Below are 26,141 nucleotides of genomic sequence, written 5' to 3' on the forward strand. Positions count from 1 at the left end.
TTGTCCCACGAGGGCTGGTCGAAGACCGGCTCGGGCAGGAAGAGGAAGTCGACGTTGGCCGTGATCTCGGAGAGGACGGTCAGGCGGGTCCGAGCCCGCCGCCGAGTACTGGCTGCGCCAGGCCGCCGAGCAGGGCCACGCACTGGGCGCCTACGCCCTCGCCGACCTCCTGGAGCACCGCAGCGACGTCGGCGCCGAGCGCTGGCTGCGCGCCGCCGCCGAACAGGGCCACCGCGAGGCCGCCTACCGCCTCGCCCTCTCCCTGGAGCGGCGCGCCACCGAGGCCCTGCGCGGCCCGCACGCCTACGGCCCCGCCGCGCCCGCCGGCCGGGCCGGTCGGGCGTACGACACGGCCGGCCGGCTGCGCGCCGCCGACCCCCTCCGCACGGGCGACCGCGCCCCCGCGGCCGCACGCCCGGCGGCGGCCCCGCCCCCCGCCGGGGAGACCCCCGGCGCCGGGCTGCTCGGCGAGGCCGAGCAGTGGTTCCGGCAGGCGGCCGCCCGGGGCCACCGCCGGGCCGCCCTGCATCTGGGGGCGATCCTGGAGCAGCGCGGCGAGCTGAAGGAGGCCGGGCGCTGGTACCTCAGCTCCGCCAAGGAGGGCGAGGCCAAGGCCGCCTGCGCCCTCGGCTTCCTGCTGCGCGACGCGGGCGACGAGGAGAGCGCCGCCGTCTGGTGGCTGCGCGCCGCCCAGGACGGCGACGGCAACGCCGCCAACGCCCTGGGCGCCCTGCACGCCGCCCGCGGCGAGCAGCAGACCGCCGAGCGCTGGTACCGCGCCGCCATGGACGCCGGCGACGTCAACGGCGCCTACAACCTCGGCCTGCTCTGCGCCGCCCAGGACCGGCTCCCGCAGGCCGAGCAGTGGTACCGCCGCGCCGCCTACGCCGGCCACCGCGAGGCCGCCAACGCGCTCGCCGTGCTGCTCCTCCAGGCCGGCGACGCGAACGGCGCCGAGCCGTGGTTCTCCAAGGCCGCCGAGGCCGGCTCCGTGGACGCCGCCTTCAACCTGGGCATCATCCACGCGGGCCGCGACGACGACCGCACCGCGCTCGTCTGGTACGAGCGGGCCGCCGCCGCCGGGCACACCGAGGCCGCCCTCCAGGTCGGCATCGCCGCGCTGCGCGACGGCGACGAGCAGACCGCCGAGCGACACCTGCGGTGCGCGGCCGGCGGCGGCAGCGCCGAGGCCGCCTTCCGGCTCGCCACCGTCCTCGACGCCCGCCGCCCCGACCCCGGCCCGGTGGTCCTCGGCGCCCCCGTCGACCAGAAGACCGAGTGCGAGGAGTGGTACGAGCGGGCCGCCGAGCAGGGCCACCGGCGCGCCCAGGTCCGGGTCGGGATGCTCGCCGCCGGCCGCGGCGACCTCACCGGGGCCGCCCGCTGGTACCGGGAGGCCGCCGAGGCCGGCAGCCGCAACGGCGCCTTCAACCTGGGGCTGCTCCTCGCCCGCGAGGGCAGCGAGCGGGAGGCCGCCCTCTGGTGGACCCGGGCCGCCCGGGCCGGCCACGGCCGCGCCGCGCTCCGGCTCGCGCTGCTCGCCGCCCGCCGGGGGGAGCTGTCCGAGGGCCGCGGCTGGTGCGCCCGCGCCGTGGAGCTCGGCCCCGCCGAGGTCGCCGAGCGGGCCGCGCGGCTCAGCGAGGCGCTGCACCAGGAGCTCACGGCGTAGAACCGATTTGCTCCTGTCTCACGGGTCCCGTAAGGTGGTGTTCACCGACGCGGGGTGGAGCAGCTCGGTAGCTCGCTGGGCTCATAACCCAGAGGTCGCAGGTTCAAATCCTGTCCCCGCTACTCAGTAGCCCGAAGGCCCGGACCGTCTCAGGACGGTCCGGGCCTTCGGCGTTCCCCGGGAGGGCGGGCAGGGGAAAGGCGCCCCGGAGGGCGCCCCCGTCGTCTTCCCGTCAGGCCTTCGCGGCGCAGTCCGGGCAGAGACCCCGGTACGTGACCTCGACGTTCGAGATCGTGAAGCCGAAGCGCTCCGTGGCCGGCAGGTCCCGCAGCGGGTCGCCCGCCGGGTGGACGTCCCGGATCGCGCCGCAGCCGGCGCAGACCAGGTGCTGGTGCGGCCGGTGGGCGTTGGGGTCGTACCGCTTGGCGCGGCCGTCGGTGGCGACCTCGATGACCTCGCCGAGCGTCACCATCTCGCCCAGCGTGTTGTAGACGGTCGCACGGGAGATCTCGGGCAGGCGCTCGACGGCGCGGGCGTGCACCTCGTCGGCGGTGAGGTGCACGTGGTCGCCGTCGAGGACCTCGGCGACGACACGGCGCTGCGCGGTCATCCGCCAGCCGCGTCCGCGCAGCCGTTCCAACAGGTCGCTCATGAGGGCCAGGGTAACAGCGGGGAGAAACCGGGCGGAGGGCCCGGCTCAGTCGGCCGTGCTGTGGGCCGGCAGCCAGCAGCGGATGATGTCGCGGACCGAGACCATGCCGACCGGCCCGAGGCCGTCGAGGACGACCAGGTGGCGGAAGCCGCCGCGGGTCATCGCCCCGGCCGCCTCCTCCAGGGTCCAGCCGGGCGCGGCGAAGACGACCTCGTGGGTGGTGTGGGCGCCGGCCGTCTCGCGGTCCGGGTCCTCGCCGCGGCCGAGGGAGTTCAGGACGTCGCGCTCGGTGAGGATGCCGATCCCGGCGTCCCCGTCGAGGACGACGGCCGCGCCGACCCGGCGGGCGGACATCAGCTGGGCGGCCTGCCGGAGGGTGTGGGCGGGTCCCACGGTGAGGATCACCGTGCTCATGGCGTCGCGGACGAGCATGGCTGTCGGCCACCTCCTCGGAGAACCGCCCCGGGGGCGGTTCACACATGCACAAGTGGAGGCCCTCAGCGTCGCACCGCGGGAGGGGGCCGACAAGGGGGCGTGCGGGGCGTCCCCGGGGCGGTCGGGGGCGTGCTCAGGCGCCGGCGGCCCCCTCGTGCCCCAGGCGGCCCAGCAGCTCCTCGTGCAGCAGGCCGTTGGAGGCCGCCGCGTTCCCGCTGTGCGGGCCGGGCCGCCCGTCGAGGCCGGTGTACGAGCCGCCGGCCTCCTGCACCACGATCGCCACCGCCGCCATGTCCCACAGCGACAGCTCCGGCTCGGCGCACAGGTCCACCGAACCCTCGGCGACCATCATGTACGGCCAGAAGTCGCCGTACGCCCGGGTCCGCCAGCACGCGCGCGTGAGGTCCAGGAAGGCGTCCAGCTTCCCCCGCTCCTCCCAGCCGCTCAGCGAGGAGTACGCGAACGAGGCGTCGGCCAGCGAGGCCACCCGGGAGACGCCGATCCGGCTCCCCGACGCGAAGTCGGCGCCGGTGAAGGCGCCCAGGCCCTTCGCCGCCCACCAGCGGCGGCCCAGCGCCGGCGCCGACACCACGCCGACCACCGGCTGGAAGCCGGACTCGCCCTCCTCCATCAGCGCGATCAGGGTCGCCCACACCGGCACCCCGCGCACGTAGTTCTTGGTGCCGTCGATCGGGTCGATCACCCAGCGGCGCGGGCCGGTGCCCTCGACGCCGTACTCCTCGCCCAGGATCGCGTCCTCGGGCCGCTCCTTCTGGAGTCCGGCGCGGATCAGCTCCTCGGCGGCCCGGTCCGCCTCGCTCACCGGGGTCATGTCCGGCTTGGTCTCGACCTTGAGGTCCAGGGCCCGGAAGCGGGCCGTGGTGGCCGCGTCGGCGGCGTCCGCGAGGGCGTGGGCAAGGCGCAGGTCATCGTGGTAATCGGCCATGCCCGGCACTCTAGCGCCGCCCCGGGCCCGCCCGGCGAACCGTCTCGCCCCGCCGGACCACGCCGCCCGCCCCTTGACAGCGCCCGCGCGCCTGCCGACGCTGGGGGACCACCGTCCGGCCCGGAGGCGCGCATGCCGACCGCCCGCGAGGCACTGCTCGACGCCGCCCGCACCGCGCTGGCGCGGCACCCCTGGTCCGCCGTCCGGATGGCCGACCTCGCCGTCGCGGCCCGGGTCTCCCGGCAGACCCTCTACAACGAGTTCGGCAGCAAGGAAGGGCTGGCCCGGGCCCTCGTCCGCCACGAGGCGGACGCCTACCTCGACGGGGTGCGCCGGCTGCTCGCCGCGCCCGACCCGACCCCGGCCGCCCTCGCGGCCGTCGCCGAGTGGACCGTGGTCCGGGCCGGGGACCGGCCGATACTGCGCGCGCTGCTCACCGGCGCCTGGACCGAGGGCCTGCCCCGGCCCCGTCCGGCCCGGCCGGGCGCCCGCCCCGCCCCCGTGCCGGCCCAGCGGCGGGCCGACACCGGGCCGCCGGCGCCGGGGGAACTGCTCGCGACGGCCGCGCTCTGCGCGGGGGAGCGGCGGGCGGCCGGCTGCGAGCTGGCCCTGCGGCTCGCCCTCAGCCACGTGGTCGCCCCGGCGCTGCCGCCGGAGGGTCAGTGCGCCGAGCCGGAGAGCTGGAGGCCGATGACCCCCACGATGACGAAACTGATCGAGACGATCTTGAGCGTGGAGACCAGGTCGCCGAGGAAGACCATGCCGTAGATGGCGGTGCCGGCGGCCCCGATCCCGGTCCACACCGCGTACGCCGGACCCACGTCGAGCTTCCGCAGGGCGAGCGTGAGCAGCCCGAAGCTGCCGAGGGCGAAGCAGGCGAAGGCGATCGTCGGCCACAGTCGGGTGAATCCGTGCGAGAGCTTCAGGCAGACCGCGAAACCCGTTTCCAGGAGCCCCGCGACCACCACCAGCAGCCACGCCATCGTCCCTGCCTCCCACCCGTTCGGATTCGTCGCACTTGTGCGGTTATGTCCTTACCGGCCTGGGTGGAGACGTAAACACCCCGGTGGCGCCGGGGTCAGTCGCCCTCGCGGCGCTCCCGGGTGGCGAGCAGCCGCCGCAGCGAGAACAGCCGCGCCGGATCGGCGTGCCCCTCCGCCACCCAGGCGTCCAGGGCGCACTCCGGCTCGTCGTGGCTGCACGCGCGCGGGCAGTTCTCCGTGCCCGGCTCCAGGTCCGGGAAGGCGTGGATGACCCGGGACGGATCCACGTGGTGCAGGCCGAAGGAGCGCACGCCCGGGGTGTCGATGACCCAGCCGTCCACCGCGTCCAGCGGCAGCGCGAGCGCCGAGGTGGTGGTGTGCCGGCCGCGTCCCGTCACCGCGTTCACGTGGCCGGTGATCCGCCGCTTCTCCTCCGGCACCAGCGCGTTGACCAGCGTCGTCTTGCCGACGCCGGAGTGGCCGACGAAGGCCGTCACCCGGCCGTCCAGGTGCTCCCGCACCCGGTCCGCGGCCCCGCCGTCGTACAGCTCCTCCCGGTTCACCACCACGTGCGGGATGTCCAGGGCGCCGTAGAGCTCCAGCAGCTTCTCCGGCGGCGCCAGGTCCGACTTGGTCATCACCAGGAAGGGCTCCAGGCCGCCGTCGTACGCGGCCACCAGGCAGCGGTCGATCAGCCGGGGGCGCGGCTCGGGGTCGGCGAGCGCGGTGACGATCGCGAGCTGGTCGGCGTTGGCCACGACCACCCGCTCGTACGGGTCGTCGTCGTCCGCCGTGCGGCGCAGCACCGAGTCGCGCTCCCCGATCCGCACGATCCGGGCCAGGGTGTCCTTCTCGCCGGAGAGGTCGCCCACCAGGGAGACCCGGTCGCCGACCACGGCCGCCTTGCGGCCCAGCTCGCGGGCCTTCATCGCGACCACGGTCCGGCCCTCGACCAGGCAGGTCAGCCGGCCGCGGTCCACGGTGAGGACCATGCCCTCGACGGCGTCCTCGTGCTTGGGGCGCAGGGAGGTCCGCGGCCGGGTGCCCTTGCGGTTGGGCCGCTGGCGGATGTCGTCCTCGTCGGTGCGCTTGCCGTAGTGCCGCATGGTTCAGACTCCGAGCATTTCGGTCCACATCCCCGGGAAGTCCGGCAAGGTCTTGGCCGTGGTCGCCACGTCCTCGATCTCCACGCCCCGCACGGCGAGGCCGATGATCGCGCCCGCGGTCGCCATCCGGTGGTCGTGGTACGTGTGGAAGACGCCGCCGTGGAGGGGGCGGGGGCGGATGTGGAGGCCGTCCTCGGTCTCGGTGACGTCGCCGCCGAGCCCGTTGATCTCCCGGGTGAGCGCGGCCAGCCGGTCGGTCTCGTGGAGCCGCAGGTGCGCCACCCCGCGCAGGGTGGAGGGGGAGTCGGCGAGGGCCGCGACCGCCGCGATGCCGGGGGTCAGCTCGCCGACCTCGCCCAGGTCCACGTCGATGCCGTGGATCCGGCCGGTGCCGGTGAAGCGGAGCCCGGCGCTCGTCAGCTCGCAGGCGCCGCCCATCTCGGTGAAGATCCGGCGCAGCTCGTCACCCGGCTGGGTGGTGCGGGCCGGCCAGTCCGGGACCGTCACCCGGCCGCCGGTGACCAGCGCCGCCGCCAGGAACGGCTGGGCGTTCGACAGGTCGGGCTCGATGACCAGGTCCCGGCCGCGCAGCGCCGACGGGGTGACCCGCCACACGTCCGGCTCGCCGCCGTGCTCCGGCTCGTCGACCTTCGCGCCGACCGCCCGCAGCATGTCCACGGTCATCCGGATGTGCGGCATCGACGGCAGCCGGCCGCCGACGTGCCGGACCTCGACGCCCTGGTTGAAGCGGGCGCCGGAGAGCAGCAGGGCGCTGACGAACTGGGAGGACGAGGAGGCGTCGATCTCGACCGTTCCGCCGTCCAGGCCGCCGGTGCCGTGCACGGTCATCGGGAGGGCGCCGCGGCCCTCGTCGTCGATCCGGGCGCCGAGCGCGCGCAGCGCGTCGATCACCCCGTGCAGCGGGCGCTCGTGGGAGCGGGGGTCGCCGTCGAAGCGGACCGGGCCGTCGGCGAGGGCGGCGACCGGCGGCAGGAAGCGCATGACCGTGCCCGCATTGCCGACGTCCACCGCGGCGGGGCCGCGCAGCGGGGCGGGGATGATCCGCCAGGCCTCGCCGGTCCCGTCGGGGCCGATCCCCTCCTCGATCTTCACTCCCAGGGTGCGCAGGCCCTCGGCCATCAGGAGGGTGTCGCGGGAGCGCAGCGGGCGGCGCACCCAGCCGGGCTCGGCGGCGAGCGCGGCCAGCACCAGGGCGCGGTTGGTGACCGACTTCGAGCCGGGCACGGTCACGGTCGCGTCGACGGGGCCGCCCGCGTACGGGGCGGGCCAGAGGTCCGGGCCGGCGGGGGCGGCGGGGTGCGACGGATCGGGGTGCGCGGGGGAGGCTGCGGTCATGCCCTCACTGTACGGGGGTGTCAGAAGCCCAGAAGCCAGGTGGCACCGCCGATCAGGCAGCAGAGCGACACCGTGTGGAAGAAGGCCAGCCACACCCCGGCGGGCACGTGGGTGAGCCGGGCCAGCTGGTCGGCGTCCGAGTCGGGCGCCCCGCCGTGCCGGCGCTTCGCCTGGAGCTCGAAGGGCGGCCGCACCCCGCCGAGGAGCAGGAACCACACCACCGCGTAGGCGAAGAGCGCCTGCGCCTCCGGGGCCGCCAGCCAGGACATCAGGACGAAGAGCGTGCCGGTGAGGACGACGGAGAGGATCCCGTACGCGTTGCGGACCATGACCAGCACGGCGAGCAGCAGCGCGGTCGCCGCCCACAGCAGCACCGCGACCAGGCCCGCGCCGAGCAGCGCCGCCCCGCCGAGGCCGAGCAGCGGGGCCGCCGTGTAGCCGGCGGCCAGGGTGAGGACGACGCCGAGGCCGGTCGGGCGGCCCCGGGTGACGGTGAGGCCGCTGGTGTCCGAGTGCAGCCGGATCGCCCGCAGCCGGCGGCCGACGGCGAGGGCGACCAGGGCGTGGCCGCCCTCGTGGGCGATGGTGATCGCGTTCCGCGCGAACAGCCAGGGACGGCGGGGCACGGTGACGGCGAGCGCGGCGACGCCGGTGGCGATCACCAGCCATGCGGCCGGGTCGGTCTGCGGGCTGAAGAGGTCCATCCTCCGGTCCGCTCCTCTCTGGCTCGGGAATCGTGGCAGTGTGGCACGTATGTGCGGACGTTTTGCGGCGAGCCGGCCCCCCGAGGACCTCGTGGAGATCTTCGGGGTCGAGCGGTGGGAGCCGGAGGAGACCCTCGACCAGGACTGGAACGTGGCCCCCACCAAGCAGGTGCACGCGGTCCTCGAACGCCCCCTGAAGGACGCGGAGAGCCGGCGCCCGGTTCGCCAGCTGCGCGTCCTGAGGTGGGGACTGGTCCCGTCCTGGTCGAAGTCGCCGGAGGGCGCCGCCCGGATGATCAACGCCCGGGCCGAGACCCTGCACGAGAAGCCGTCCTTCAAGCGCGCCTTCCGGTCCCGCCGCTGCATCCTGCCCGCCGACGGCTACTACGAGTGGGTGACCGGCACGGCCGAGCGCGAGCTGGAGGTCGAGGGGAAGAAGAAGCGGCCCCGCAAGCAGCCGTACTTCGTGACCCCGGCGGACGGCTCGGTCTTCGCCATGGCCGGCCTCTACGAGTTCTGGCGCGACCCCACGCTGCCGGACGGTCACCCGAACGCCTGGTGGGCCACCTGCTCGGTGATCACCACCGAGGCGGAGACCGGCCCGCTCGGCGTGGCGCCCGCCGAGGGCCCCGCCACCCTCGCCGAGATCCACCCCCGGATGCCGCTGATGCTCACCGAGGACCGCTGGGACGCCTGGCTCGACCCGGAGACCACCGGCCCCGACGAGCTGCGCGCCCTGCTCGCCCCGCCGCCGGAGGGCCTGATGCGGGCCTACCCGGTCTCCACCGCGGTCAGCAACGTCCGCAACAACGGCCCCGAGCTGCTCACCGAGCTGGAGGGGCCGGAGGTCGGCACGCTGTTCTGAACCGGTGCCCGGGGCGGCCGGGCCCGGACGGCAGGATGGGGGCGTGACGAAGACCGAGACCGTCCCCACCGAAGCCGGTGAGGCCCGCATCACCTGGCACCCCGCTCCGGCGCCCCGCCGCGTCCTGGCCCTCGGCCACGGCGCCGGCGGCGGCGTCGAGGCCCGCGACCTGGCCGCCCTCGCCGCCGCCCTGCCCGCCCGCGGGGTCACCGTCGCCCTGGTCGAACAGCCCTGGCGGGTCGCGGGCAAGAAGGTCGCGCCCGCCCCGAAGACCCTCGACACCGCCTGGCGCGGCCTCTGGCCCGCCCTGACGGCGTCCGGCCTCCCGGTCGTCGCGGGCGGCCGCAGCGCCGGCGCCCGGGTCGCCTGCCGGACCGCCGCCGGCCTCGGCGCCGCCGCCGTCCTCGCGCTGGGCTTCCCGCTCCACCCCCCGGGCAGGCCCGAGCGGTCCCGCGCCGACGAGCTCCTCGCCGCCGGCCTGCCCACCCTCGTCGTCCAGGGCGGCAACGACCCCTTCGGCAGGCCCGACGAGTTCCCGGAGGGCCCGTACGGCCTCGTGGAGATCCCGTACGGCGACCACGGCTTCGCCGTGCCCAAGCGCGCGCCCCTCGGCCAGGACGAGGCCCTCGCCCGGCTCGTCGGCGCGGTCGGCGACTGGCTCGGGGACCTCGGCTGAAACCCCGCCGGGGGCCCGGGAATGCGGCGGCGGGGGCCGCTGTTGTGCTGGGCGTCGGTGTGAGAAGCGAGAGAGGGAGTCCGTCGCATGGGTTCGACCATCTGCCCGGAGCGGGCCAGGTCCGCGGAGCTCGACTGGACCGTGCTGCCCGCGCCCAAGGCCGCCCCGATTCGGGCGGCGGGCGGAGCCGTTCCTCGTCTATCCTCCGAGACGAGCGGGTCCGGCACCGGCCCCGTCACCGCGCTGGAGGAGGTGGGTCCGGTCACTGGGACCGACACAGGGACCGACGACGGCCCCGAGGAGACGACCGAGGAGCGCAACGCGCGCTTCGAGCGGGACGCCCTCGGTTACCTCGACCAGATGTACTCGGCCGCGCTGCGGATGACGCGCAACCCCGCGGACGCCGAGGACCTGGTGCAGGAGACCTACGCGAAGGCGTACGGCTCCTTCCACCAGTTCCGCGAGGGCACCAACCTCAAGGCGTGGCTGTACCGCATCCTCACCAACACCTTCATCAACTCGTACCGCAAGAAGCAGCGTGAACCCCAGCGCAGCGCCGCCGAGGAGATCGAGGACTGGCAGCTCGCCCGCGCCGAGTCGCACATGTCGACCGGTCTGCGCTCCGCCGAGTCGCAGGCGCTCGACCACCTCCCCGACTCGGACGTGAAGGAAGCGCTCCAGGCGATCCCCGAGGAATTCCGCATCGCGGTCTACCTCGCCGATGTCGAGGGCTTTGCCTACAAGGAGATCGCCGACATCATGGGGACACCCATCGGTACGGTGATGTCCCGGCTGCACCGGGGCCGCCGCCAGCTCCGCGGCATGCTCGAGGACTACGCCCGCGAGCGCGGCCTCGTCCCGGCCGGAGCCGGGGAGTCGTCCCAGGATCGGAAAGGCGCGGACTCATGAGCTGCGGAGAGCCGCACGAGACGGATTGCTCGGAAGTCCTGGATCATCTCTACGAGTTCCTCGACCGGGAGATGCCCGACGGTGAATGCACCAAGTTCGAGGTGCACTTCGAGGAGTGCTCCCCGTGCCTGGAGAAGTACGGCCTGGAGCAGGCGGTGAAGAAGCTCGTCAAGCGCTGCTGCGGCAGCGACGAGGTCCCCACCGACCTGCGGGCCAAGGTCATGGGCCGGATCGACCTGATCCGCGCCGGGCACCTGGTCCCCGAGCAGGACGCGGTCGCCCCGGAGACCCCGGCCGCCCAGGAGTGACCGCACGGGTGCGCGAGCCGTCCCCCGTGCACCCGTCAGCTTGTATCACCCGATGGGAGGAATCGACGGCGGCCCGCCTCCCGCGGCCGCCGTCCTCGCTAGCGTGACCGCGTGACGGTCGTGAAGCCCCTCCCGCGAACGGCCCGCGCGTACATCGTCTGCGCCGCCCTCGGCGCCGGAGCGTGCGCCCTGCCCGCGCTCCTCCCCCCGTCGCCCACCCCCTGGGCGGCCGCCAGCCTCCTCGCCGGCCTGTACGCGCTCTGCGAGCTGCCCGCCCGCCGCCGCCTCCTCGGCCGCGCCGCCGGCGGCCCCGCCCCCGTGGGCGCCGGCTCCTTCTTCCCGGTGCTCCTCGCCGCCGCCCTCTTACTGCCCCCGGCCGCCGCCGCGCTCACCGCCCTCCCCGGCTGCCTCCTCGCCCGCGTCGACGAGGCCCCCGCCGGCTGGCGCCGCACCTGGCGCGCCGCCGCCACCGCCCTCGCCGCCTGGGCCGCCGCCCACACCGCCGCGGCCCTGCGCGCCCCCGCCGCCCTCGGCGCCGGCCCCGGCGACCCCGACATCCCCCGCGCGCTGCCGGTCGCCCTCGCCGCCGCCCTCGTCTTCTGCCTCGCCCTCACCGCCCTCGACACCGGCGTCCGCGCCACCGCCGACGGGCTCCCGCTCCGCGCCGTCCGGCGCGGCCACCTAGGCCGCGCCCTCGCCCCGCACCTCGTCCACGGCCTCGCCGGACTCATGATGGGCGTCCTCTGGCACAGCCCGTACGGCCCCGCCGCCGCCCTCCTCGTCCTGCTGCCCATGTACGTCTCCTGCTGGGTCTTCGCCCAGTACCACCGCGAGCGCGCCGCCCACCAGGCCACCATCCGGGCCCTCGTCCAGGCGGTCGACATCAAGGACAGCTACACCCGCGGCCACAGCGAACGCGTCGGCCGCGCCTCCGTCCTGATCGCCCGTGAACTCGGCATGGACGGCGATCGCCTCGACACCGTCCGCTTCGCCGGCATCCTCCACGACGTCGGCAAGCTCGGCGTCCCCACCCGCGTCCTGTGCAAGGACGGCCCGCTCACCCCCGAGGAGCGCCGGATCATCGAGCTCCACCCCGAGTACGGCCACGAGATGATCCGCGGCATCGGCTTCCTCGGCGAGGCCCGCGAGGCCGTCCTCCACCACCACGAGCGGATCGACGGCAGCGGCTACCCGTACGGGCTGCGCGGCGAGGAGATCCCCGAATGCGCCCGGGTCGTCGCCGTCGCCGACGCCTTCGACGCCATGACCTCCACCCGCTCCTACAGCCGCGCCCGGCCCGTCGCCACCGCCCTCGCCGAACTGGAGCGGTGCGCGGGCAGCCAGTTCGACCCCCGGATGGTCGGGGCGCTCGCCCGCGCCCTGGACCGGTACGGCTGGCAGACCGCCGTCACCGCCGACGAACCCGGCGGACAGGTCCCCGCGCCCCGCGCCCCCGGCCCGCTCGCCGCCAGGACCGAGGAGCCCGCATGAGCCCCCGGGAGCCCGCGTGAGGCCGGGGGCGGCCACCGTCGGCACCGTCCACGCCGCCGCCCTCCTCCTCGGCCTGGCCGGCGTCGCCGGCACCCTCTGGCACGGCGTCGCCGAACCCGGCAACGCCCTCGCCTTCGGCGCCCTCGTCGCGCTCGGCGAACTGGCCCGCTGGGGCGCCCGCCCGGGAGAACGCGAACCCGCCCCGCTCGCCGCCGCCGGGGCCCTCGCCTACGCCCTCCTCGGCGACGACGCCGGAGCCGCCACCACCCACGGAGTCCTCCAGGTCGTCGCCGTCACCGTCGCCGGCGGGCTCGCCGGGATCGTCCCCCACACCGCCCGCGGCCGCGGCCCCGGCCTCGACCAGCTCGCCCGCCGGGTCCTCACCGTCGGCTTCGCCGCCCTCTGCTTCCAGCCGCTCTACAACGCGGGCGCCGTCACCGGCCACCTCGGCCTCGGCGCCGGGTACGCCCTCTTCCTGGTCCTCGTCCTGCTCGTGACCGGCCTGTGCGACGCCGTCCTCGCCGCCCTGCTGCTCCGCGCCCGCACCGGATACCCGTACGGCCCCCTCCTCCGCGACGAACTGCGCGCCCTCGGCGGCATCGGCTCCGCCGTCTGCGCCACCGGCGTCGTCATGGCCCTCGGCGTCGCCGCCGCCGGCCTCTGGGCGCTGCCCCTCCTCGCCGTGCCGCTGCTGCTCGCCCAGGTCTCCTTCCGGCGGTACGCGGCCGTCCGCACCGTCAACCGGCAGACCATCGCCTCCCTCGCCCGGGCGACCGAGATCGCCGGCTGCACCCCGCCCGGCCACGCCCACCGGGTCGCCGCCCTCGCCACCGCCGTCGGCCGCGAGCTGGGCCTCGGCGGCGAGCGGCTGACCGTCCTGGAGTACGCGGCGCTCATGCACGACATCGGCCAGCTCTCCCTCGTCGACCCGGTCCCCGGCGGCGCCACCGCCCTCCTGCCGGCCGAGGAACAGCGCCGGATCGCCCTCCTCGGCGGCGAGGTGGTGCGGATGACCGGCGTCCCGGCGGCCGTCGCCCACGTCGTCGAGCGGCAGGCCGACCCGTACCGCGACCAGCCGCTCCCGGCCCGGATCGTCCGCGCCGTGAACGCCTACGACGACCTCGCGGGGGAGGGCCCGGCGGCCGCCCTGGAGGCCCTGGAGCGGCTCCGGCTCGGCACCGCCCGCGACTACCACCCGGAGGTCGTCGCCTGCCTGGCCAGGGTCCTCGCCCGCGGCGGGGCCCCGGGGGTGACCTCGGTCCCCACGGGGTAACCCATGGGTAATGAGCGCGCGTCCGACCCGGCATGGTTGGATGCGAACAAGAGGGTGAAGCGACCGGCAGGCGGGAATCGTGAGGATCTTCGGGAAGGTACGGCATCGGCCCTCCGCCTCGTGGCGGCAGGCCACCGACCGCGCGTTCACGCTGATCGGCGACGGCCGGTACGAGGACGCGGGCGCGCTGCTCACCCGGGCGGCGGATCTTGAGCCCTGGCTCTCCGAGTCCTGGTTCAACCTGGCGCTGCTGCACAAGTTCCGGCACGACTGGGAGCAGGCGCGGGCCGCCGGACTGCGGGCCGTGGCCCTCCTCGACAAGGAGACCGGCGCCCCCGACTGGTGGAACGTCGGCATCGCCGCCACCGCCCTCCAGGACTGGCCGCTGGCCCGTCGGGCCTGGCAGGCGTACGGCCTGAAGGTGCCCGGAGCCTCCGCCGGCACCGGCGAGCCCGCCGGGATGGAGCTCGGCAGCGCCGCCGTGCGGCTCTCGCCGGAGGGCGAGGCCGAGGTGGTGTGGGGCCGCCGGCTCGACCCGGCCCGCATCGAGGTCCTCTCCATCCCGCTGCCGTCCTCCGGACGGCGCTGGGGCGAGGTCGTCCTCCACGACGGCGTGCCCAACGGCGAGCGGACCACCACCGCCGGGCCCTCCTACCCGGTCTTCGACGAGATCGAGCTGTGGGCGCCCTCACCGGTCCCCACCTGGGTGGTCCTCCTGGAGGCCGCCACCGAGGCCGACCGGGACGCCCTGGAGCAGCTGGCCGCCGAGGCGGGCTTCGCCGCCGAGGACTGGTCCTCGTCGGTACGCCTCCTGTGCCGGGCCTGCTCCGAGTCGACCATGCCCAGCGCCGAGGGCGAGGGCGACCACGTCGACCCGCACGACCACAGCGAGCCCGGCCACCCCGGCCCGCTCGGCCACCGCTCGCCCGGCGAGCTGTGGGTGCCCGAGCGCGAGTGCGGCATCGCCGCCCCGGCCGACCTGGTGCGCGGCCTCCTCGACGGCTGGGTCGCCGACAGCCCCGACAGCCGGGAGTGGCGCGATCTCGAAGAGGTCTGCTGAGCCTTCCGCCCCGGCCCCGTAGGCTGTCCTCCGACGGAATCGGGTTTTCAGGAAGGCGCGGCGGCACATGGCGCAGCAGGAGACGGGCGAGCAGATCTTCACGGGCTACGCCCTGGACGACGACGGCTACATCGTGGACACCGAGGACTGCGAGGCGCGCGAGCTCGCCCACCGCGAGCGGGGCACCTCCCGTCCCATCACGGTGGTCGGCAACCCGGTCCTGCACCACGAGTGCGAGGACGTCACCGAGTTCGGCCCCGAGCTCGCGGCGCTGGTCGACGACATGTTCGCCAGCCAGAAGACCGCGGAGGGCGTCGGCCTCGCCGCCAACCAGATCGGCGTCGGCCTGAAGGTCTTCGTCTACGACTGCCCCGACGACGAGGGCGTCCGCCACACCGGCCACGTGGTCAACCCGGTGCTCCAGGAGCTGCCGGCCGACCGCCGCTTCCTCGACGACTCCAACGAGGGCTGCCTGTCGGTCCCCACCGCCTACGCGGCGCTGGCCCGCCCGGACTTCGCCGAGGTCCACGGCCAGGACCTGCACGGCAACCCCATCAAGGTCCGCGGCACCGGCTACTTCGCCCGCTGCCTCCAGCACGAGACGGACCACCTGTACGGCACCCTGTACATCGACAAGCTCTCCAAGCGCGACCGCAAGGACGCCCTCCGCCAGATGGAGGAGGGCACCCCCCGCTACCCGGTCGTCCCCAACGCCTGACCGGCCCCGGAGACACGGAAGGGCCCCGCACTCCACGAGTGCGGGGCCCTTCGCGTACGGATCAGAAGTCCTCGTCCAGGTCGACCGTGCCCTCGACGGCCACCTGGTAGGCGGAGGGGCGGCGCTCGAAGAAGTTGGTGAGTTCCTGGACGCCCTGGAGCTCCATGAAGGCGAAGGGGTTCTCGGAGCCGTAGACCGGGGGGAAGCCGAGCCGCTGGAGGCGCTGGTCGGCGACGCACTGGAGGTACGCGCGCATGGACTCGGTGTTCATGCCGGGCAGGCCGTCGCCGCACAGGTCGCGGCCGAACTGGAGCTCCGCCTCGACGGCCTCCTTCAGCATCTCCGTGACCTGCTGCCGGAGGGCGTCGTCGAAGAGCTCCGGCTCCTCCTTGCGGACCGTGTCCACGACCTCGAAGGCGAAGTTCATGTGCATGGTCTCGTCGCGGAAGACCCAGTTGGTGCCGGTCGCCAGGCCGTGCAGCAGGCCGCGGGAGCGGAACCAGTACACGTAGGCGAAGGCCCCGTAGAAGAACAGGCCCTCGATGCAGGCGGCGAAGCAGATCAGGTTGAGGAGGAAGCGGCGGCGGTCGGCGGCCGTCTCCAGCCTCTCGATCTTCTCGACCGAGTCCATCCAGCGGAAGCAGAACTGCGCCTTCTCGCGGATGGAGGGGATGTTCTCGACCGCCGCGAAGGCCGCCGCGCGGTCGTCCGGCTCGGGCAGGTAGGTGTCCAGGAGGGTCAGGTAGAACTGGACGTGCACCGCCTCCTCGAAGAGCTGACGGCTCAGGTACAGCCGCGCCTCGGGGGAGTTGATGTGCTTGTACAGCGTCAGGACCAGGTTGTTGGCCACGATCGAGTCGCCCGTCGCGAAGAACGCGACGAGGCGGCCGATCATGTGCTGCTCGCCGGGGGTGAGCTTGGCGAGGTCGGCGACGTCCGAGTGGAGGTCCACCTCCTCGACCGTCCACGTGTTCTTGATCGCGTCCCGGTAGCGCTCGTAGAAGTCCGGGTAGCGCATCGGACGCAGGGTCAGCTCGAACCCGGGGTCCAGGAGGTTCTTCTCCGCGGAAGTGGTCATTACTGGCAGGCCTCGCAGGACTCGGGGTTTTCCAGGGAGCAGGCGACGGCCTCTTCGGGGGTCACCTGGACGGGGACGGGGGCGGCGGCCCGCGCCGCGCGGGCGATCCGGGTCGCCGGGCGGGAGCGCAGGTAGTACGTGGTCTTCAGGCCCTGCTTCCAGGCGTACGCGTACATCGACGACAGCTTGCCGATGGTCGGCGTCTCCATGAACAGGTTCAGGGACTGCGACTGGTCCAGGAACGGGGTGCGGGCGGCGGCCATGTCGATCAGGCCGCGCTGCGGGATCTCCCACGCCGTCCGGTACAGCTCGCGGACCTCGGCCGGCACCCAGGTGAAGCCCTGCACCGAGCCGTTGGCGTCGCGCAGCGCCTCGCGGGTCTGCGCGTCCCACACGCCGAGCTCCTTCAACTCGTCCACCAGGTACGAGTTGACCTGGAGGAACTCGCCGGAGAGCGTCTCGCGCTTGAAGAGGTTGGAGACCTGCGGCTCGATGCACTCGTACACGCCCGCGATCGACGCGATCGTCGCGGTCGGGGCGATGGCGAGGAGCAGGGAGTTGCGCATGCCGACGGCGGCGATCCGCTCGCGCAGCGCGGCCCACCGCTCGGGCCAGGCGAGCTCGACGCCGTAGTGGTCGGGGTGGAGCACGCCCCGGGCGGTACGGGTCTTCTCCCAGGCCGGCAGCGGGCCGTTGCGCTCGGCGAGGTCGGCGGACGCCTCGTACGCGGCGAGCATGATCCGCTCGGCGATCCGGGTGGACAGCGCGCGGGCCCCGGCCGAGTCGAAGGGGAGGCGCAGCTTGAAGAAGACGTCCTGGAGGCCCATCGCGCCCAGGCCCACCGGGCGCCACTTCGCGTTGGACCGGCCGGCCTGCTCGGTCGGGTAGAAGTTGATGTCCACGACCCGGTCGAGGAAGGTCACGGCGGTGCGGACGGTGGCGTCCAGCCGCTCCCAGTCGATGTCGCCGGTGGCGGTGTCGACGAACGCGCCGAGGTTGACCGAGCCGAGGTTGCAGACGGCCGTCTCGCCGTCGTTCGTGACCTCGATGATCTCGGTGCACAGGTTGGAGGAGTGGACGACCGTGCCGGGCTCGGCGGTCTGGTTGGCCGTGCGGTTCGAGGCGTCCTTGAAGGTCATCCAGCCGTTGCCGGTCTGCGCCAGGGTCCGCATCATCCGGCCGTACAGGTCGCGGGCCGGGATCGTGCGACGGGCCAGGCCCTTGGCCTCGGCGGCGCGGTAGGCGGCGTCGAACTCCTCGCCCCACAGGTCGACGAGCTCGGGCACGTCGGCGGGGGAGAAGAGCGACCACTCGGCGTCGGCGTCGACCCGGCGCATGAACTCGTCCGGGATCCAGTGGGCGAGGTTCAGGTTGTGGGTGCGGCGGGCGTCCTCGCCGGTGTTGTCGCGGAGCTCCAGGAACTCCTCGATGTCCGCGTGCCAGGTCTCCAGGTAGACGGCGGCGGCGCCCTTGCGGCGGCCGCCCTGGTTCACGGCGGCGACCGAGGCGTCCAGCGTCTTCAGGAACGGCACGATGCCGTTGGAGTGGCCGTTGGTGCCGCGGATCAGGGAGCCGCGCGAGCGGATCCGGGAGTACGACAGGCCGATGCCGCCCGCGTGCTTCGACAGGCGCGCGACCTGGTGGTAGCGGTCGTAGATCGAGTCCAGCTCGTCCAGCGGGGAGTCCAGCAGGTAGCAGGAGGACATCTGCGGGTGGCGGGTGCCGGAGTTGAAGAGCGTGGGCGAGGAGGGCAGGTAGTCGAGCCGGCTCATCAGCCCGTACAGCGCCGCCACCTCGTCCAGGGCGCGGACCGAGTCGTCCTCGGCGAGGCCGGCGGCCACCCGGAGCATGAAGTGCTGCGGGGTCTCGACGACCTTGCGGGTGATCGGGTGGCGCAGCAGGTAGCGCGAGTACAGGGTCCGCAGGCCGAAGTAGCCGAAGCGGTCGTCGGCGGCCGGGTCGATCAGCGCGTCCATCCGGTCCGCGTGCAGCGCCACGAAGGCGGCGGTGCGGTCGGCGATCAGGCCCTCGCGGTGGCCGGTGGCGACCGAGGCGGAGAAGGAGACCGCGCCCTGCGAGGCCGCCTCCTCGGCGATCGTGAGGGTCAGCAGCCGGGCGGCGAGCCGGGAGTAGGCGGGGTCCTCGGAGATGAGGCCCGCGGCGGCCTCGGTGGCCAGTTCGCGCAGCTCCGCCTCGTCCGAACCGGCGTGCCGGCCGCGCAGCGCGGCGGCGGCGACCCGGCCGGGGTCGGTGTCGGTGAGGTCGGCGGTGAGGTCGGTCAGGGTCCGCAGCAGTACGGTCCCGGGGCCGTCGCCGTCGGTCGCGGCGGTCTCGGCAGCTGACGGACCCGCAGGCGCGATGGTCACGTGGGGGCTCTCCCTCGCTCGGCCCGGGGCCGCGGCGGGGGAGGGGCGGGCGTCCGTACGCGCGGATGCGCCCGCGTCCACCGGCCCATTCCGCGAGGCCCGGACGTCGTCGGCACCCGGAACGGTCGGACCGGGCGCACTGCCGGCAGGTGCTCGGACTCACTCCGTGGATAAGCGCACGAAGCACACCGTTGCGGGACAGTTCCGGATTCGCACCGGATTCCCCTGCGGCGACAGCGAGGACGAGCATACATGTGGGGGGCGCCCCTCTCGGCACCCCCCACATGTTGTGTCCCCGCGGGTCGCGGTGGTTCAGAGTTCCAGGGAGAAGGCCATCAGCGGCGGCAGGCCGGGCACCGGGCTCCAGTCCCGCTCGGGCACCCGGACGAAGCCCAGCCGCCGGTAGAGCCGGTGGGCGGTGGTCATCCGGGTCTGGGTGGAGAGCACGAGCCGCGCGCTGCCCCGTTCGCGGGCGCGCTCGACGCAGGCCCGTACCAGCGCCTCGCCGACGCCCCGGCCGCGCGCCGCGCGGGCGACCGCCAGCATCCGGAACTCGGCCTCGCCGTCGACGGCCATGTCGGCGTACTCCTTCCCGCCGGCCGTGAAGGCGACGCCGCCGAGGACCGCCCCGTCCCCGTCCACCGCCACGAGCACCTCCGCCAGGCCGGCCCTGCGGGTCACGTCCCGCAGGACGGGCAGGTACCCGTCGGCCTCGCCGAAGGAGAGGTGGCCGTCGTCGAGGTACGCCCGTGCGGTGATCTCGCCGAGTTCCTTGTGCTCCTCGGGCCGCACGGCCCTGATCGTGAAGTCCATGCCCGGCAGTCTGCCCGGCGGGCACGGCGAGGGCCCGGGGTTTTCCGCCCCGGGCCCTCGCCCCGTACCGCGTGCCGTCAGTGGCTTCCGGCACCGACCTTCGGCAGCTCGGTGCGGACCCCGGCGTCGCCGGCGTCGGCCGTGTAGTCCGCGGGGGAGGTCTCGTCGACGCCCTCGGGGGCCTTCGCGGCCCTGAGGACGAAGGTGAGGACCACCGTCACCAGGACGTTGAGGACGAAGGCGGTGAGGCCGATGTAGCCGATCTCGCCGATGCCGGGGATCTCGGCCGAGGAGCCGCCGAAGTGCTTCTGCTTCGGCGTCGACACGTTGTACGCGGCGATCGTGCCGTACACCATGCCGACGGCCCAGCCGGCGAGCAGCGCCCAGCGGTGGAACCAGCGGGTGAACAGGCCGCCGACCAGGGCCGGGAAGGTCTGGAGGATCCAGATGCCGCCCAGGAGCTGGAAGTTGATGGCGACCGTCTTGTCCATGGTGAGGACGAAGACGAGGGCGCCGACCTTCACCAGGAGGGAGACCAGCTTGGAGACCTTGGTCTCCTGCTCGGGGGTGGCCCCGGGCTTGAGGAAGTCCTTGTAGATGTTCCGGGTGAAGAGGTTGGCCGCGGCGATCGACATGATCGCGGCCGGCACGAGCGCGCCGATGCCGATGGCGGCGAAGGCCACGCCCGCGAACCAGGCGGGGAACATGGACTCGAAGAGCTGCGGGATGGCGAGCTGGCCGTTCTCGACCTTGATCCCGGCGGCGATCGCCATGAAGCCGAGCAGCGCGAGCAGGCCCAGCATCAGCGAGTAGAGCGGCAGGATCGTGGTGTTGCGGCGGATGACCTCGCGGCTCTTCGACGACAGGGTCGCCGTGATGGAGTGCGGGTACATGAAGAGCGCGAGCGCCGAACCGAGCGCGAGCGTCGCGTAGGTCCACTGCCCGGCCTCGGTCGGCACGAGCCCGCCCGCCTTGTTGGTGGTGAACTTCTCGTTCGCCGCGTCGAAGATCGCGTCGAAACCGCCCAGCTTGATCGGGATGTAGATGATCGCCACCGCGATCACCAGGTAGATCAGGGTGTCCTTGACGAAGGCGATGAGCGCGGGCGCGCGCAGACCCGAGGAGTAGGTGTACGCGGCGAGCACGCCGAAGGCGATCAGCAGCGGCAGGTCCTTGATGAACCAGTGGGTGTCCTCGCCGCCGCCGACGCCCATCACGTCCAGGACGGCCTGGATGCCGACGAGCTGGAGCGCGATGTACGGCATCGTGGCGAGGATGCCGGTGACCGCGACCGCGAGGGAGAGGCCCTTGGAGCCGAAGCGGCCGCGGACGAAGTCGGAGGTGGTGACGTACCCGTGCTTGTGCGAGACCGACCACAGGCGCGGCAGGAAGGTGAAGATCAGCGGGTAGACCAGGATCGTGTACGGCACGGCGAAGAATCCGGCCGCGCCCGCCGCGTAGATGGCCGCCGGGACGGCGACGAAGGTGTACGCGGTGTAGAGGTCGCCGCCGAGCAGGAACCAGGTGACCCAGGTGCCGAACGAACGGCCGCCCAGGCCCCATTCGTCGAGACTGTTCTCGTTCTCCGCCTTCCGCCATTTCGCGGCGAGGAAGCCCATGACCGTGACGGCCAGGAAGAAGAAGACGAAGACGGCGAGCGCGACGACGTTGACGTCCTTCATCGGTCCGCACCCCCCTCACGGACGCGACGGGCGCGCTGGTCGCGCTGCCAGAGCTTGTAGGCGACGGCGGTGAGCGCGGTGGCGATCAGCACCCACAGCATCTGGTACCAGTAGAAGAAAGGTATTCCGGCGAGAAGGGGTTCGGCCTTCGCGTACGAACTCACCCACAGCATCGCCACGAACGGGGCGATCAGACAGAGCGCGATGACGACTCTGATCGGTGTGATGACCGGTTGTTTCCCGGTTGCGGCTTCTGACATGGTGGAAAAGTCCCCTCGCTGATCACCGGTTAATGCCGACGAAATGTAGGGGACCGCCCCGTCCGTGGGAAGCCCGGTCCGAATAACGGACGTGTATCGGGCGGGTCTCGGCGCAGGTGTCTCGTTCCGGAGAACGGCGTACCCCGACCTCTCACACGGAGGGGCCGGGGTACGGGTTCAGATCGGTTTTCAGCCGTTGGGGCGCTGGAGGCGGGCGACGAACTTGTACCGGTCGCCGCGGTAGACCGAGCGCACCCATTCGACCGGTTCGCCCTGGGCGTCCAGGGAGTGGCGGGAGAGCATCAGCATCGGCAGGCCGACGTCGGTGCCGAGCAGGCCGGCCTCGCGCGGGGTCGCGAGCGAGGTCTCGATGGTCTCCTCGGCCTCGGCGAGGTGCACGTCGTAGACCTCGGCCAGGGCGGTGTAGAGCGAGGTGTACTTGACCAGCGAACGGCGCAGCGCGGGGAAGCGCTTGGCCGAGAGGTGGGTGGTCTCGATCGCCATCGGCTCGCCGTTCGCCAGCCGGAGGCGCTCGATGCGCAGCACCCGGCCGCCGGCGGAGATGTCGAGCAGGCCGGCGAGGGTGTCGTCGGCGGTCACGTACCCGATGTCGAGGAGCTGCGAGGTGGGTTCGAGGCCCTGGGCGCGCATGTCCTCGGTGTACGAGGTGAGCTGGAGGGACTGGGAGACCTTGGGCTTCGCCACGAAGGTGCCCTTGCCCTGGATCCGCTCCAGCCGGCCCTCGACGACCAGCTCCTGGAGCGCCTGGCGCACGGTCGTGCGCGAGGTGTCGAACTCGGCCGCGAGCGTCCGCTCCGGCGGCACCGGCGTACCGGGCGGAAGGGTCTCCGTCATGTCGAGGAGGTGCCTTTTCAGCCGGTAGTACTTGGGCACGCGCGCGGTGCGGGTCGCCGCCCCGCCCTCTGACTCCGTGCTGCCCGCCTCCGTGGCCATGGCCCGCCTTCCCGACTGTGCTGCTGCCGTCACCGGCTCCTCCGTCTGTCGCGGCTCACATGGTGGCACGGTTCGGACACCGGCACGGTTTCTCCTGCCGACGCGTGCCGCTTCCGCGAGGAGGAGTCGTTCCCTGCCTCTGTATACACCGAGTCATCCCTCGTTGGTCTAGGCCATTGCGTTCCTGGGGTGCGAGGGGAGGATCTTCGGCAGTTGTCACGGAATGCCCCGGTCCTCTGGACGCCCCGGAGGGAAGGTCTGTACCTTCCTGCTGCCCGTGGACGGCGAGTGAGGGAGGCCGGGTGTCGGCTCGCACGGGGAACGCCGGGGCGGTTCTCGCGGGGGCCGCCGGGGCGGTGCCGGAGGGACCTCGGCGGACCGCGGCGCCCGCGCCCCGCCGCCGGGCGCGCGGTTCCGTGTCCGGGAGGAAGAACTCGCGCGCACGCGGGGCGAGGTGTCGGTCCGATAACGGACCCCGGCGCCCGTCTTGCACACCCTTGACACCCCCAAAGGTCTAGGCCAAGCTCCGGATACTGGTCTAAACCACTAAAGGCCAGGTCCCAGCCCCACGAGCATTACCTGACGTATGTCTTCGCGCGGTGGGCAGGGGTTGCAGGCATCCCTGAGGAGGGTGGCGTGAAGCGCAAGCTCATCGCGGCGATCGGCGTCGCGGGCATGATGGTCTCTATCGCCGCGTGTGGCGGTTCGGACGACAAGGGCGGGCAGAAGGCCGGCGGCGACGTCAAGGAGCTGACCGTCTGGCTGACGGTCGACGCCCAGAACAACTGGCCCGAGCTGGTCAAGGCCGCCGACGACGCGGTGGCCAAGAAGTACCCCGGCATCAAGGTCAAGCACGAGTACTACGGCTGGGGCGACAAGAACACCAAGCTCGACGCGGTGCTCGCGACCGACAAGGCCCCGGATGTTGTCGAGATGGGCAACTCCGAGATGATCAGCTACATGGCCAAGGGCGCCTTCGCCGAGGTCGACGCGTCGAAGTTCGAGAACTCCGACAAGTGGCTGGACGCCCTCAAGGACTCGGTCACCTACAACGGCAAGACCTACGGCGTCCCCTACTACGCCGGTGGCCGCGTGGGCACCTGGCGCAAGGACATCGCCGCCGAGGTCGGCGTCAAGGCGGCCCCGAAGACCTGGGCCGAGCTGACCGCGGCCCTCGACAAGATCCAGGCCAAGAAGGGCGACAAGTTCAGCGCCTGGTACCAGCCGTCGCCGGACTGGTACGCCGCGATGTCCTTCGTCTTCGAGCAGGGCGGCTCCATCGCCAAGCAGGAGGGCGAGACCTGGAAGGCGAACCTCTCCTCGCCGGAGTCCGTCAAGGGCCTCACCGAGTACAAGAACGTCCTCGACAAGTACATGCACGGCGACAAGACGAAGGACGAGGCCGACCGTCCCGTCGTCTTCGGCCAGGGCAAGTCCGCCACGATCTTCGCCGCCGGCTGGGAGGGCGCCACCGCCGCCGACCCGAAGAGCGACAAGGTCGGCGGTCTCAAGGACAAGCTCGAGAACTTCGTGATGCCCGGCCCGACCGGCAAGAACCTCCCGGTCTTCCTCGGCGGCTCGGACCTGGCCATCCCGGTCAAGTCCAAGGCGCAGGGCGCGGCGGCCGACTGGATCGCCGCCTTCACCGGCACCGAGGGCCAGAAGGGCCTCATCGCCAAGGGCAACCTGCCCAACAACAAGGCGGACCTCGCCCCGCTGAAGAACGACCCGGCCACCGCCGTCCCGGCGACCGCGGCCGAGTCCAGCTGGTTCGTCCCGACCGCCCCCGGCTGGGGCCAGGTCGAGAAGGGGCAGATCCTCAAGACGATGCTCATCGAGATCGCCAACGGCAAGAAGTCGGTCGAGCAGGCGGCCAAGGACGCCGACGCCGCGATCGACAAGGTCATCAACACCAAGTGACCTTCGGGCAGGGCCCCGTCACCGCGACGGGGCCCTGCCTCCCGTACCACGAGAGTGACCGTTGAGGAGCACGGGATGAGTGCCGCAGACATATCCACCGCGAAGGTGCCGCCGGTGCGCCAATCGCCGCCGACCGGCCCCGGAGCCGGTACACCCGCCCCCCGCGGCGGGAAGTCCAAAGGCGGAGCCGGGATCCCATGGCTGCTCCTCGCGCCATGCCTGCTCGTCCTGTTGCTGGTGCTCGGCTACCCGCTGATCCGCCTGGTCACCCTCTCGTTCCAGAAGTTCGGCCAGCCCCAGCTGTGGGGGTTCCAGGAAGCCGAATCGGCCGGCCTGTCCAACTTCACCAGCATCCTCGGTGACGGCGAGTTCTGGACGGTCGTCCTGCGGACCGTGCTCTTCGCCGCCGGCGCCGTGATCGTCACGATGGTCCTCGGCATGGCGATAGCCCTGTTGCTCCAGCGCGTCTCGGGCTGGGTCAAGGTGCTGATCAACATCGTGCTCGTGGCGAGCTGGGGCATGCCCATCATCGTCGCCACGGCCATCTTCAAGTGGCTCTTCGACGCCGACTACGGCGTGCTCAACTGGCTGCTCAGCCGCCTTCCCGGCGTCGACATGATCGGCCACAACTGGTTCGCCAGCGGCCCCCAGGGCCTGGCCGTGATCATGCTCCTGGTGGTCTGGGGCGCGGTCCCCTTCGTGGTGATCACCCTGAGCGCGGGCCTCACCCAGGTGCCCAAGGAACTCGAAGAAGCCGCCCGCCTCGACGGCGCCGGCGCCTGGGGCGTGTTCCGCTACGTCACCCTGCCCATCCTCAAGCCCATCATCGTCATGCTGACGACGCTCTCGGTGATCTGGGACATGGGCGTCTTCCCGCAGGTCTACGTGATGCGCAACGGCCACCCCGAGGCCGAGTTCCAGCTGCTCACCACGTACTCGTTCGACAAGGCGTTCGTCGTCAACGACTACGGCACCGGCTCCGCGATCGCACTGGTCACGGTCCTGCTGCTGCTCGGAGTCGTCGCCGTCTACATGCGCCAGATGCTCAAGATCGGAGATGTCGAGTGAGTACCGCCGCCCAGCACCCGCACAAGCCGCGCAAGTCGAAGCTCGGCTGGAACCTGCTCGGTCTGCTCGTCGTCGTCACGGCCGGTTTCCCGGTCTACTGGATGCTCAACACGGCCTTCAAGCCGGCCAAGGACGCGATCGACCCGGACCCGCACTTCTTCCCCTCCACCTTCACGCTGGAGAACTTCCGCCGCGCCCTGGACATCGCGGACTTCTGGGGCCCGGTCGGCCGCAGCCTGGCCGTCTCCGCCGTGGTGGTCGTCATCGGCATCGCGGTCGGCCTGCTCGCCGCCCTCGCCATCTCCCGGTTCGCCTTCCGCGGCCGCAAGATCGTCATCGTCGGCATCCTCGCCGTCCAGATGGTCCCGCTCGTCGCGATGATCATCCCGGTCTTCCTGCTCCTCAACGACCTCGGGCAGTACGACAAGCTCAGCGGCCTGATCATCACCTACCTCACCTTCATCCTGCCCTTCACGGTGTGGACGCTGCGCGGGTTCATCGTCAACATCCCCAAGGAACTGGAGGAAGCCGCCCAGGTCGACGGCTGCACCCCCAGCGGGGCCTTCATCCGGATCGTCTTCCCGCTCCTGGCCCCGGGCATGGTCGCCACCTCGGTCTACGGCTTCATCCAGGCCTGGAACGAGTACCTGTACGCGCTGATGCTGATGAGCCAGCAGAACCAGACGGCCACCGTCTGGCTCTCCAACTTCATCACCAAGAACGGCACCGAGTACGCCCCGATGATGGCCGGCTCGACCATGATGGCCGTCCCCATCGTGATCCTCTTCCTCCTCGTCCAGCGCAAGATGGCCGCGGGTCTGACCGCCGGCGCGGTGAAGGGATAGCGGC

25 protein-coding genes, 1 tRNA gene, 1 pseudogene and 1 riboswitch are annotated in these 26,141 nt (G+C 72.9%); of the genes and pseudogenes, 14 read left to right on the forward strand and 13 right to left on the reverse strand.

Annotation, left to right across the window (positions count from 1 at the left end):
• Window positions 1–91: 91 nt before the first annotated feature.
• Window positions 92–1,669 (forward strand): annotated as a pseudogene (locus AB0E83_RS25785) (sel1 repeat family protein); the annotation flags it as partial.
• A gap of 48 nt (window positions 1,670–1,717) precedes the next feature.
• Window positions 1,718–1,791 (forward strand) — tRNA-Met (locus AB0E83_RS25790).
• A gap of 110 nt (window positions 1,792–1,901) precedes the next feature.
• On the opposite strand, the gene AB0E83_RS25795 is transcribed toward AB0E83_RS25790, so the two are convergent.
• The 3 genes from AB0E83_RS25795 to hisN all read right to left on the reverse strand — a co-directional run bounded on the left by AB0E83_RS25795 (window position 1,902) and on the right by hisN (window position 3,702).
• Complete coding sequence (locus tag AB0E83_RS25795) at window positions 1,902–2,321, reverse strand: Fur family transcriptional regulator (protein WP_362116433.1); 420 nt, start codon at window positions 2,319–2,321, stop codon at window positions 1,902–1,904.
• Window positions 2,322–2,366: 45 nt separating this feature from the next.
• Window positions 2,367–2,753, reverse strand: coding sequence for a CBS domain-containing protein (locus tag AB0E83_RS25800; protein ID WP_362116436.1), 387 nt, complete (start codon window positions 2,751–2,753; stop codon window positions 2,367–2,369).
• Between the two features lie 136 nt (window positions 2,754–2,889).
• Window positions 2,890–3,702, reverse strand: a complete 813-nt coding sequence (gene hisN, locus AB0E83_RS25805) for a histidinol-phosphatase (protein WP_362116439.1) — start codon at window positions 3,700–3,702, stop codon at window positions 2,890–2,892.
• Window positions 3,703–3,834: 132 nt separating this feature from the next.
• Between hisN and AB0E83_RS25810 the strand changes: the two genes are divergently transcribed.
• Window positions 3,835–4,470 carry a helix-turn-helix domain-containing protein gene (locus AB0E83_RS25810; RefSeq protein ID WP_362116442.1) on the forward strand — a complete coding sequence of 212 codons (636 nt, stop codon included), beginning with the start codon at window positions 3,835–3,837 and terminating at the stop codon, window positions 4,468–4,470.
• Here AB0E83_RS25810 and AB0E83_RS25815 read toward each other — a convergent pair.
• The 4 genes from AB0E83_RS25815 to AB0E83_RS25830 all read right to left on the reverse strand — a co-directional run bounded on the left by AB0E83_RS25815 (window position 4,362) and on the right by AB0E83_RS25830 (window position 7,851).
• On the reverse strand, window positions 4,362–4,685 hold the full coding sequence (locus AB0E83_RS25815; RefSeq protein ID WP_362116445.1) for a multidrug efflux SMR transporter: 324 nt from the start codon (window positions 4,683–4,685) through the stop codon (window positions 4,362–4,364). The two genes, AB0E83_RS25810 and AB0E83_RS25815, sit on opposite strands and share 109 nt — an antisense overlap.
• Window positions 4,686–4,780: 95 nt before the next feature.
• Window positions 4,781–5,791 (reverse strand): ribosome small subunit-dependent GTPase A, encoded by a 1,011-nt coding sequence (gene rsgA / locus AB0E83_RS25820; RefSeq protein WP_362116448.1) that lies wholly within the window; start codon window positions 5,789–5,791, stop codon window positions 4,781–4,783.
• 3 nt (window positions 5,792–5,794) lie between these two features.
• The gene (aroA, locus tag AB0E83_RS25825; protein WP_362116451.1) at window positions 5,795–7,147 is read right to left on the reverse strand and encodes a 3-phosphoshikimate 1-carboxyvinyltransferase; all 1,353 of its coding nucleotides are present in this window, start codon (window positions 7,145–7,147) and stop codon (window positions 5,795–5,797) included.
• A 20-nt stretch (window positions 7,148–7,167) separates the two neighbouring features.
• A complete protein-coding gene (locus AB0E83_RS25830) occupies window positions 7,168–7,851 on the reverse strand; it encodes a M50 family metallopeptidase (protein ID WP_362116454.1) in 684 nt (227 codons plus the stop codon).
• Window positions 7,852–7,900: 49 nt separating this feature from the next.
• Here AB0E83_RS25830 and AB0E83_RS25835 point away from each other — a divergent pair, with 49 nt between their 5' ends.
• The 8 genes from AB0E83_RS25835 (at window position 7,901) to def (ending at window position 15,151) form a co-directional block, all read left to right on the forward strand.
• Complete coding sequence (locus AB0E83_RS25835) at window positions 7,901–8,716, forward strand: SOS response-associated peptidase (protein ID WP_362116457.1); 816 nt, start codon at window positions 7,901–7,903, stop codon at window positions 8,714–8,716.
• Between the two features lie 43 nt (window positions 8,717–8,759).
• The gene (locus AB0E83_RS25840) at window positions 8,760–9,392 is read left to right on the forward strand and encodes an alpha/beta family hydrolase (RefSeq protein WP_362116460.1); all 633 of its coding nucleotides are present in this window, start codon (window positions 8,760–8,762) and stop codon (window positions 9,390–9,392) included.
• A gap of 252 nt (window positions 9,393–9,644) precedes the next feature.
• Window positions 9,645–10,301: a sigma-70 family RNA polymerase sigma factor gene (locus tag AB0E83_RS25845; protein ID WP_362116528.1), complete on the forward strand. Its 657-nt coding sequence runs from the start codon at window positions 9,645–9,647 to the stop codon at window positions 10,299–10,301.
• Window positions 10,298–10,609 (forward strand): mycothiol system anti-sigma-R factor, encoded by a 312-nt coding sequence (rsrA, locus tag AB0E83_RS25850; protein ID WP_362116463.1) that lies wholly within the window; start codon window positions 10,298–10,300, stop codon window positions 10,607–10,609. The genes AB0E83_RS25845 and rsrA overlap by 4 nt, the downstream gene beginning before the upstream one ends.
• Window positions 10,610–10,729: 120 nt before the next feature.
• Window positions 10,730–12,100, forward strand: coding sequence for an HD-GYP domain-containing protein (locus tag AB0E83_RS25855; RefSeq protein WP_362116531.1), 1,371 nt, complete (start codon window positions 10,730–10,732; stop codon window positions 12,098–12,100).
• Between the two features lie 16 nt (window positions 12,101–12,116).
• On the forward strand, window positions 12,117–13,373 hold the full coding sequence (locus AB0E83_RS25860; RefSeq protein ID WP_362116466.1) for an HD domain-containing protein: 1,257 nt from the start codon (window positions 12,117–12,119) through the stop codon (window positions 13,371–13,373).
• 79 nt (window positions 13,374–13,452) lie between these two features.
• Window positions 13,453–14,433 carry a hypothetical protein gene (locus AB0E83_RS25865; protein ID WP_282694244.1) on the forward strand — a complete coding sequence of 327 codons (981 nt, stop codon included), beginning with the start codon at window positions 13,453–13,455 and terminating at the stop codon, window positions 14,431–14,433.
• A gap of 67 nt (window positions 14,434–14,500) precedes the next feature.
• Window positions 14,501–15,151, forward strand: coding sequence for a peptide deformylase (gene def, locus AB0E83_RS25870; RefSeq protein WP_362116469.1), 651 nt, complete (start codon window positions 14,501–14,503; stop codon window positions 15,149–15,151).
• A 61-nt stretch (window positions 15,152–15,212) separates the two neighbouring features.
• Here def and AB0E83_RS25875 read toward each other — a convergent pair whose 3' ends face one another.
• From AB0E83_RS25875 to AB0E83_RS25900, 6 genes are all read right to left on the reverse strand, one after another.
• Window positions 15,213–16,229, reverse strand: coding sequence for a ribonucleotide-diphosphate reductase subunit beta (locus AB0E83_RS25875; protein WP_362116472.1), 1,017 nt, complete (start codon window positions 16,227–16,229; stop codon window positions 15,213–15,215).
• On the reverse strand, window positions 16,229–18,595 hold the full coding sequence (locus AB0E83_RS25880; protein WP_362116475.1) for a ribonucleoside-diphosphate reductase subunit alpha: 2,367 nt from the start codon (window positions 18,593–18,595) through the stop codon (window positions 16,229–16,231). Before AB0E83_RS25880 ends, AB0E83_RS25875 begins: the two co-directional genes overlap by 1 nt.
• A 126-nt stretch (window positions 18,596–18,721) precedes the next feature.
• Window positions 18,722–18,858: riboswitch (cobalamin riboswitch) on the reverse strand.
• Window positions 18,859–18,907: 49 nt separating this feature from the next.
• Window positions 18,908–19,408 (reverse strand): GNAT family N-acetyltransferase, encoded by a 501-nt coding sequence (locus AB0E83_RS25885; protein WP_362116478.1) that lies wholly within the window; start codon window positions 19,406–19,408, stop codon window positions 18,908–18,910.
• 77 nt (window positions 19,409–19,485) lie between these two features.
• On the reverse strand, window positions 19,486–21,090 hold the full coding sequence (gene mctP / locus AB0E83_RS25890) for a monocarboxylate uptake permease MctP (RefSeq protein WP_362116481.1): 1,605 nt from the start codon (window positions 21,088–21,090) through the stop codon (window positions 19,486–19,488).
• Entirely contained in the window at window positions 21,087–21,350 is a 264-nt protein-coding gene (locus AB0E83_RS25895) for a DUF3311 domain-containing protein (RefSeq protein WP_362116484.1), read from the reverse strand. The genes mctP and AB0E83_RS25895 overlap by 4 nt, the downstream gene beginning before the upstream one ends.
• A 189-nt stretch (window positions 21,351–21,539) precedes the next feature.
• Complete coding sequence (locus AB0E83_RS25900; protein ID WP_362116534.1) at window positions 21,540–22,304, reverse strand: GntR family transcriptional regulator; 765 nt, start codon at window positions 22,302–22,304, stop codon at window positions 21,540–21,542.
• A gap of 636 nt (window positions 22,305–22,940) precedes the next feature.
• On the opposite strand from AB0E83_RS25900, the gene AB0E83_RS25905 reads away from it, so the two are divergent.
• The 3 genes from AB0E83_RS25905 (at window position 22,941) to AB0E83_RS25915 (ending at window position 26,137) form a co-directional block, all read left to right on the forward strand.
• Window positions 22,941–24,224: an extracellular solute-binding protein gene (locus AB0E83_RS25905; protein WP_362116486.1), complete on the forward strand. Its 1,284-nt coding sequence runs from the start codon at window positions 22,941–22,943 to the stop codon at window positions 24,222–24,224.
• A 75-nt stretch (window positions 24,225–24,299) separates the two neighbouring features.
• Complete coding sequence (locus AB0E83_RS25910) at window positions 24,300–25,292, forward strand: sugar ABC transporter permease (RefSeq protein ID WP_362116489.1); 993 nt, start codon at window positions 24,300–24,302, stop codon at window positions 25,290–25,292.
• Window positions 25,289–26,137 carry a carbohydrate ABC transporter permease gene (locus AB0E83_RS25915; protein ID WP_362116492.1) on the forward strand — a complete coding sequence of 283 codons (849 nt, stop codon included), beginning with the start codon at window positions 25,289–25,291 and terminating at the stop codon, window positions 26,135–26,137. Before AB0E83_RS25910 ends, AB0E83_RS25915 begins: the two co-directional genes overlap by 4 nt.
• Window positions 26,138–26,141: the final 4 nt, after the last annotated feature.

The sequence above is a fragment of the Streptomyces sp. NPDC035033 genome (genome assembly GCF_040636735.1).
Lineage (GTDB): Bacteria > Actinomycetota > Actinomycetes > Streptomycetales > Streptomycetaceae > Streptomyces.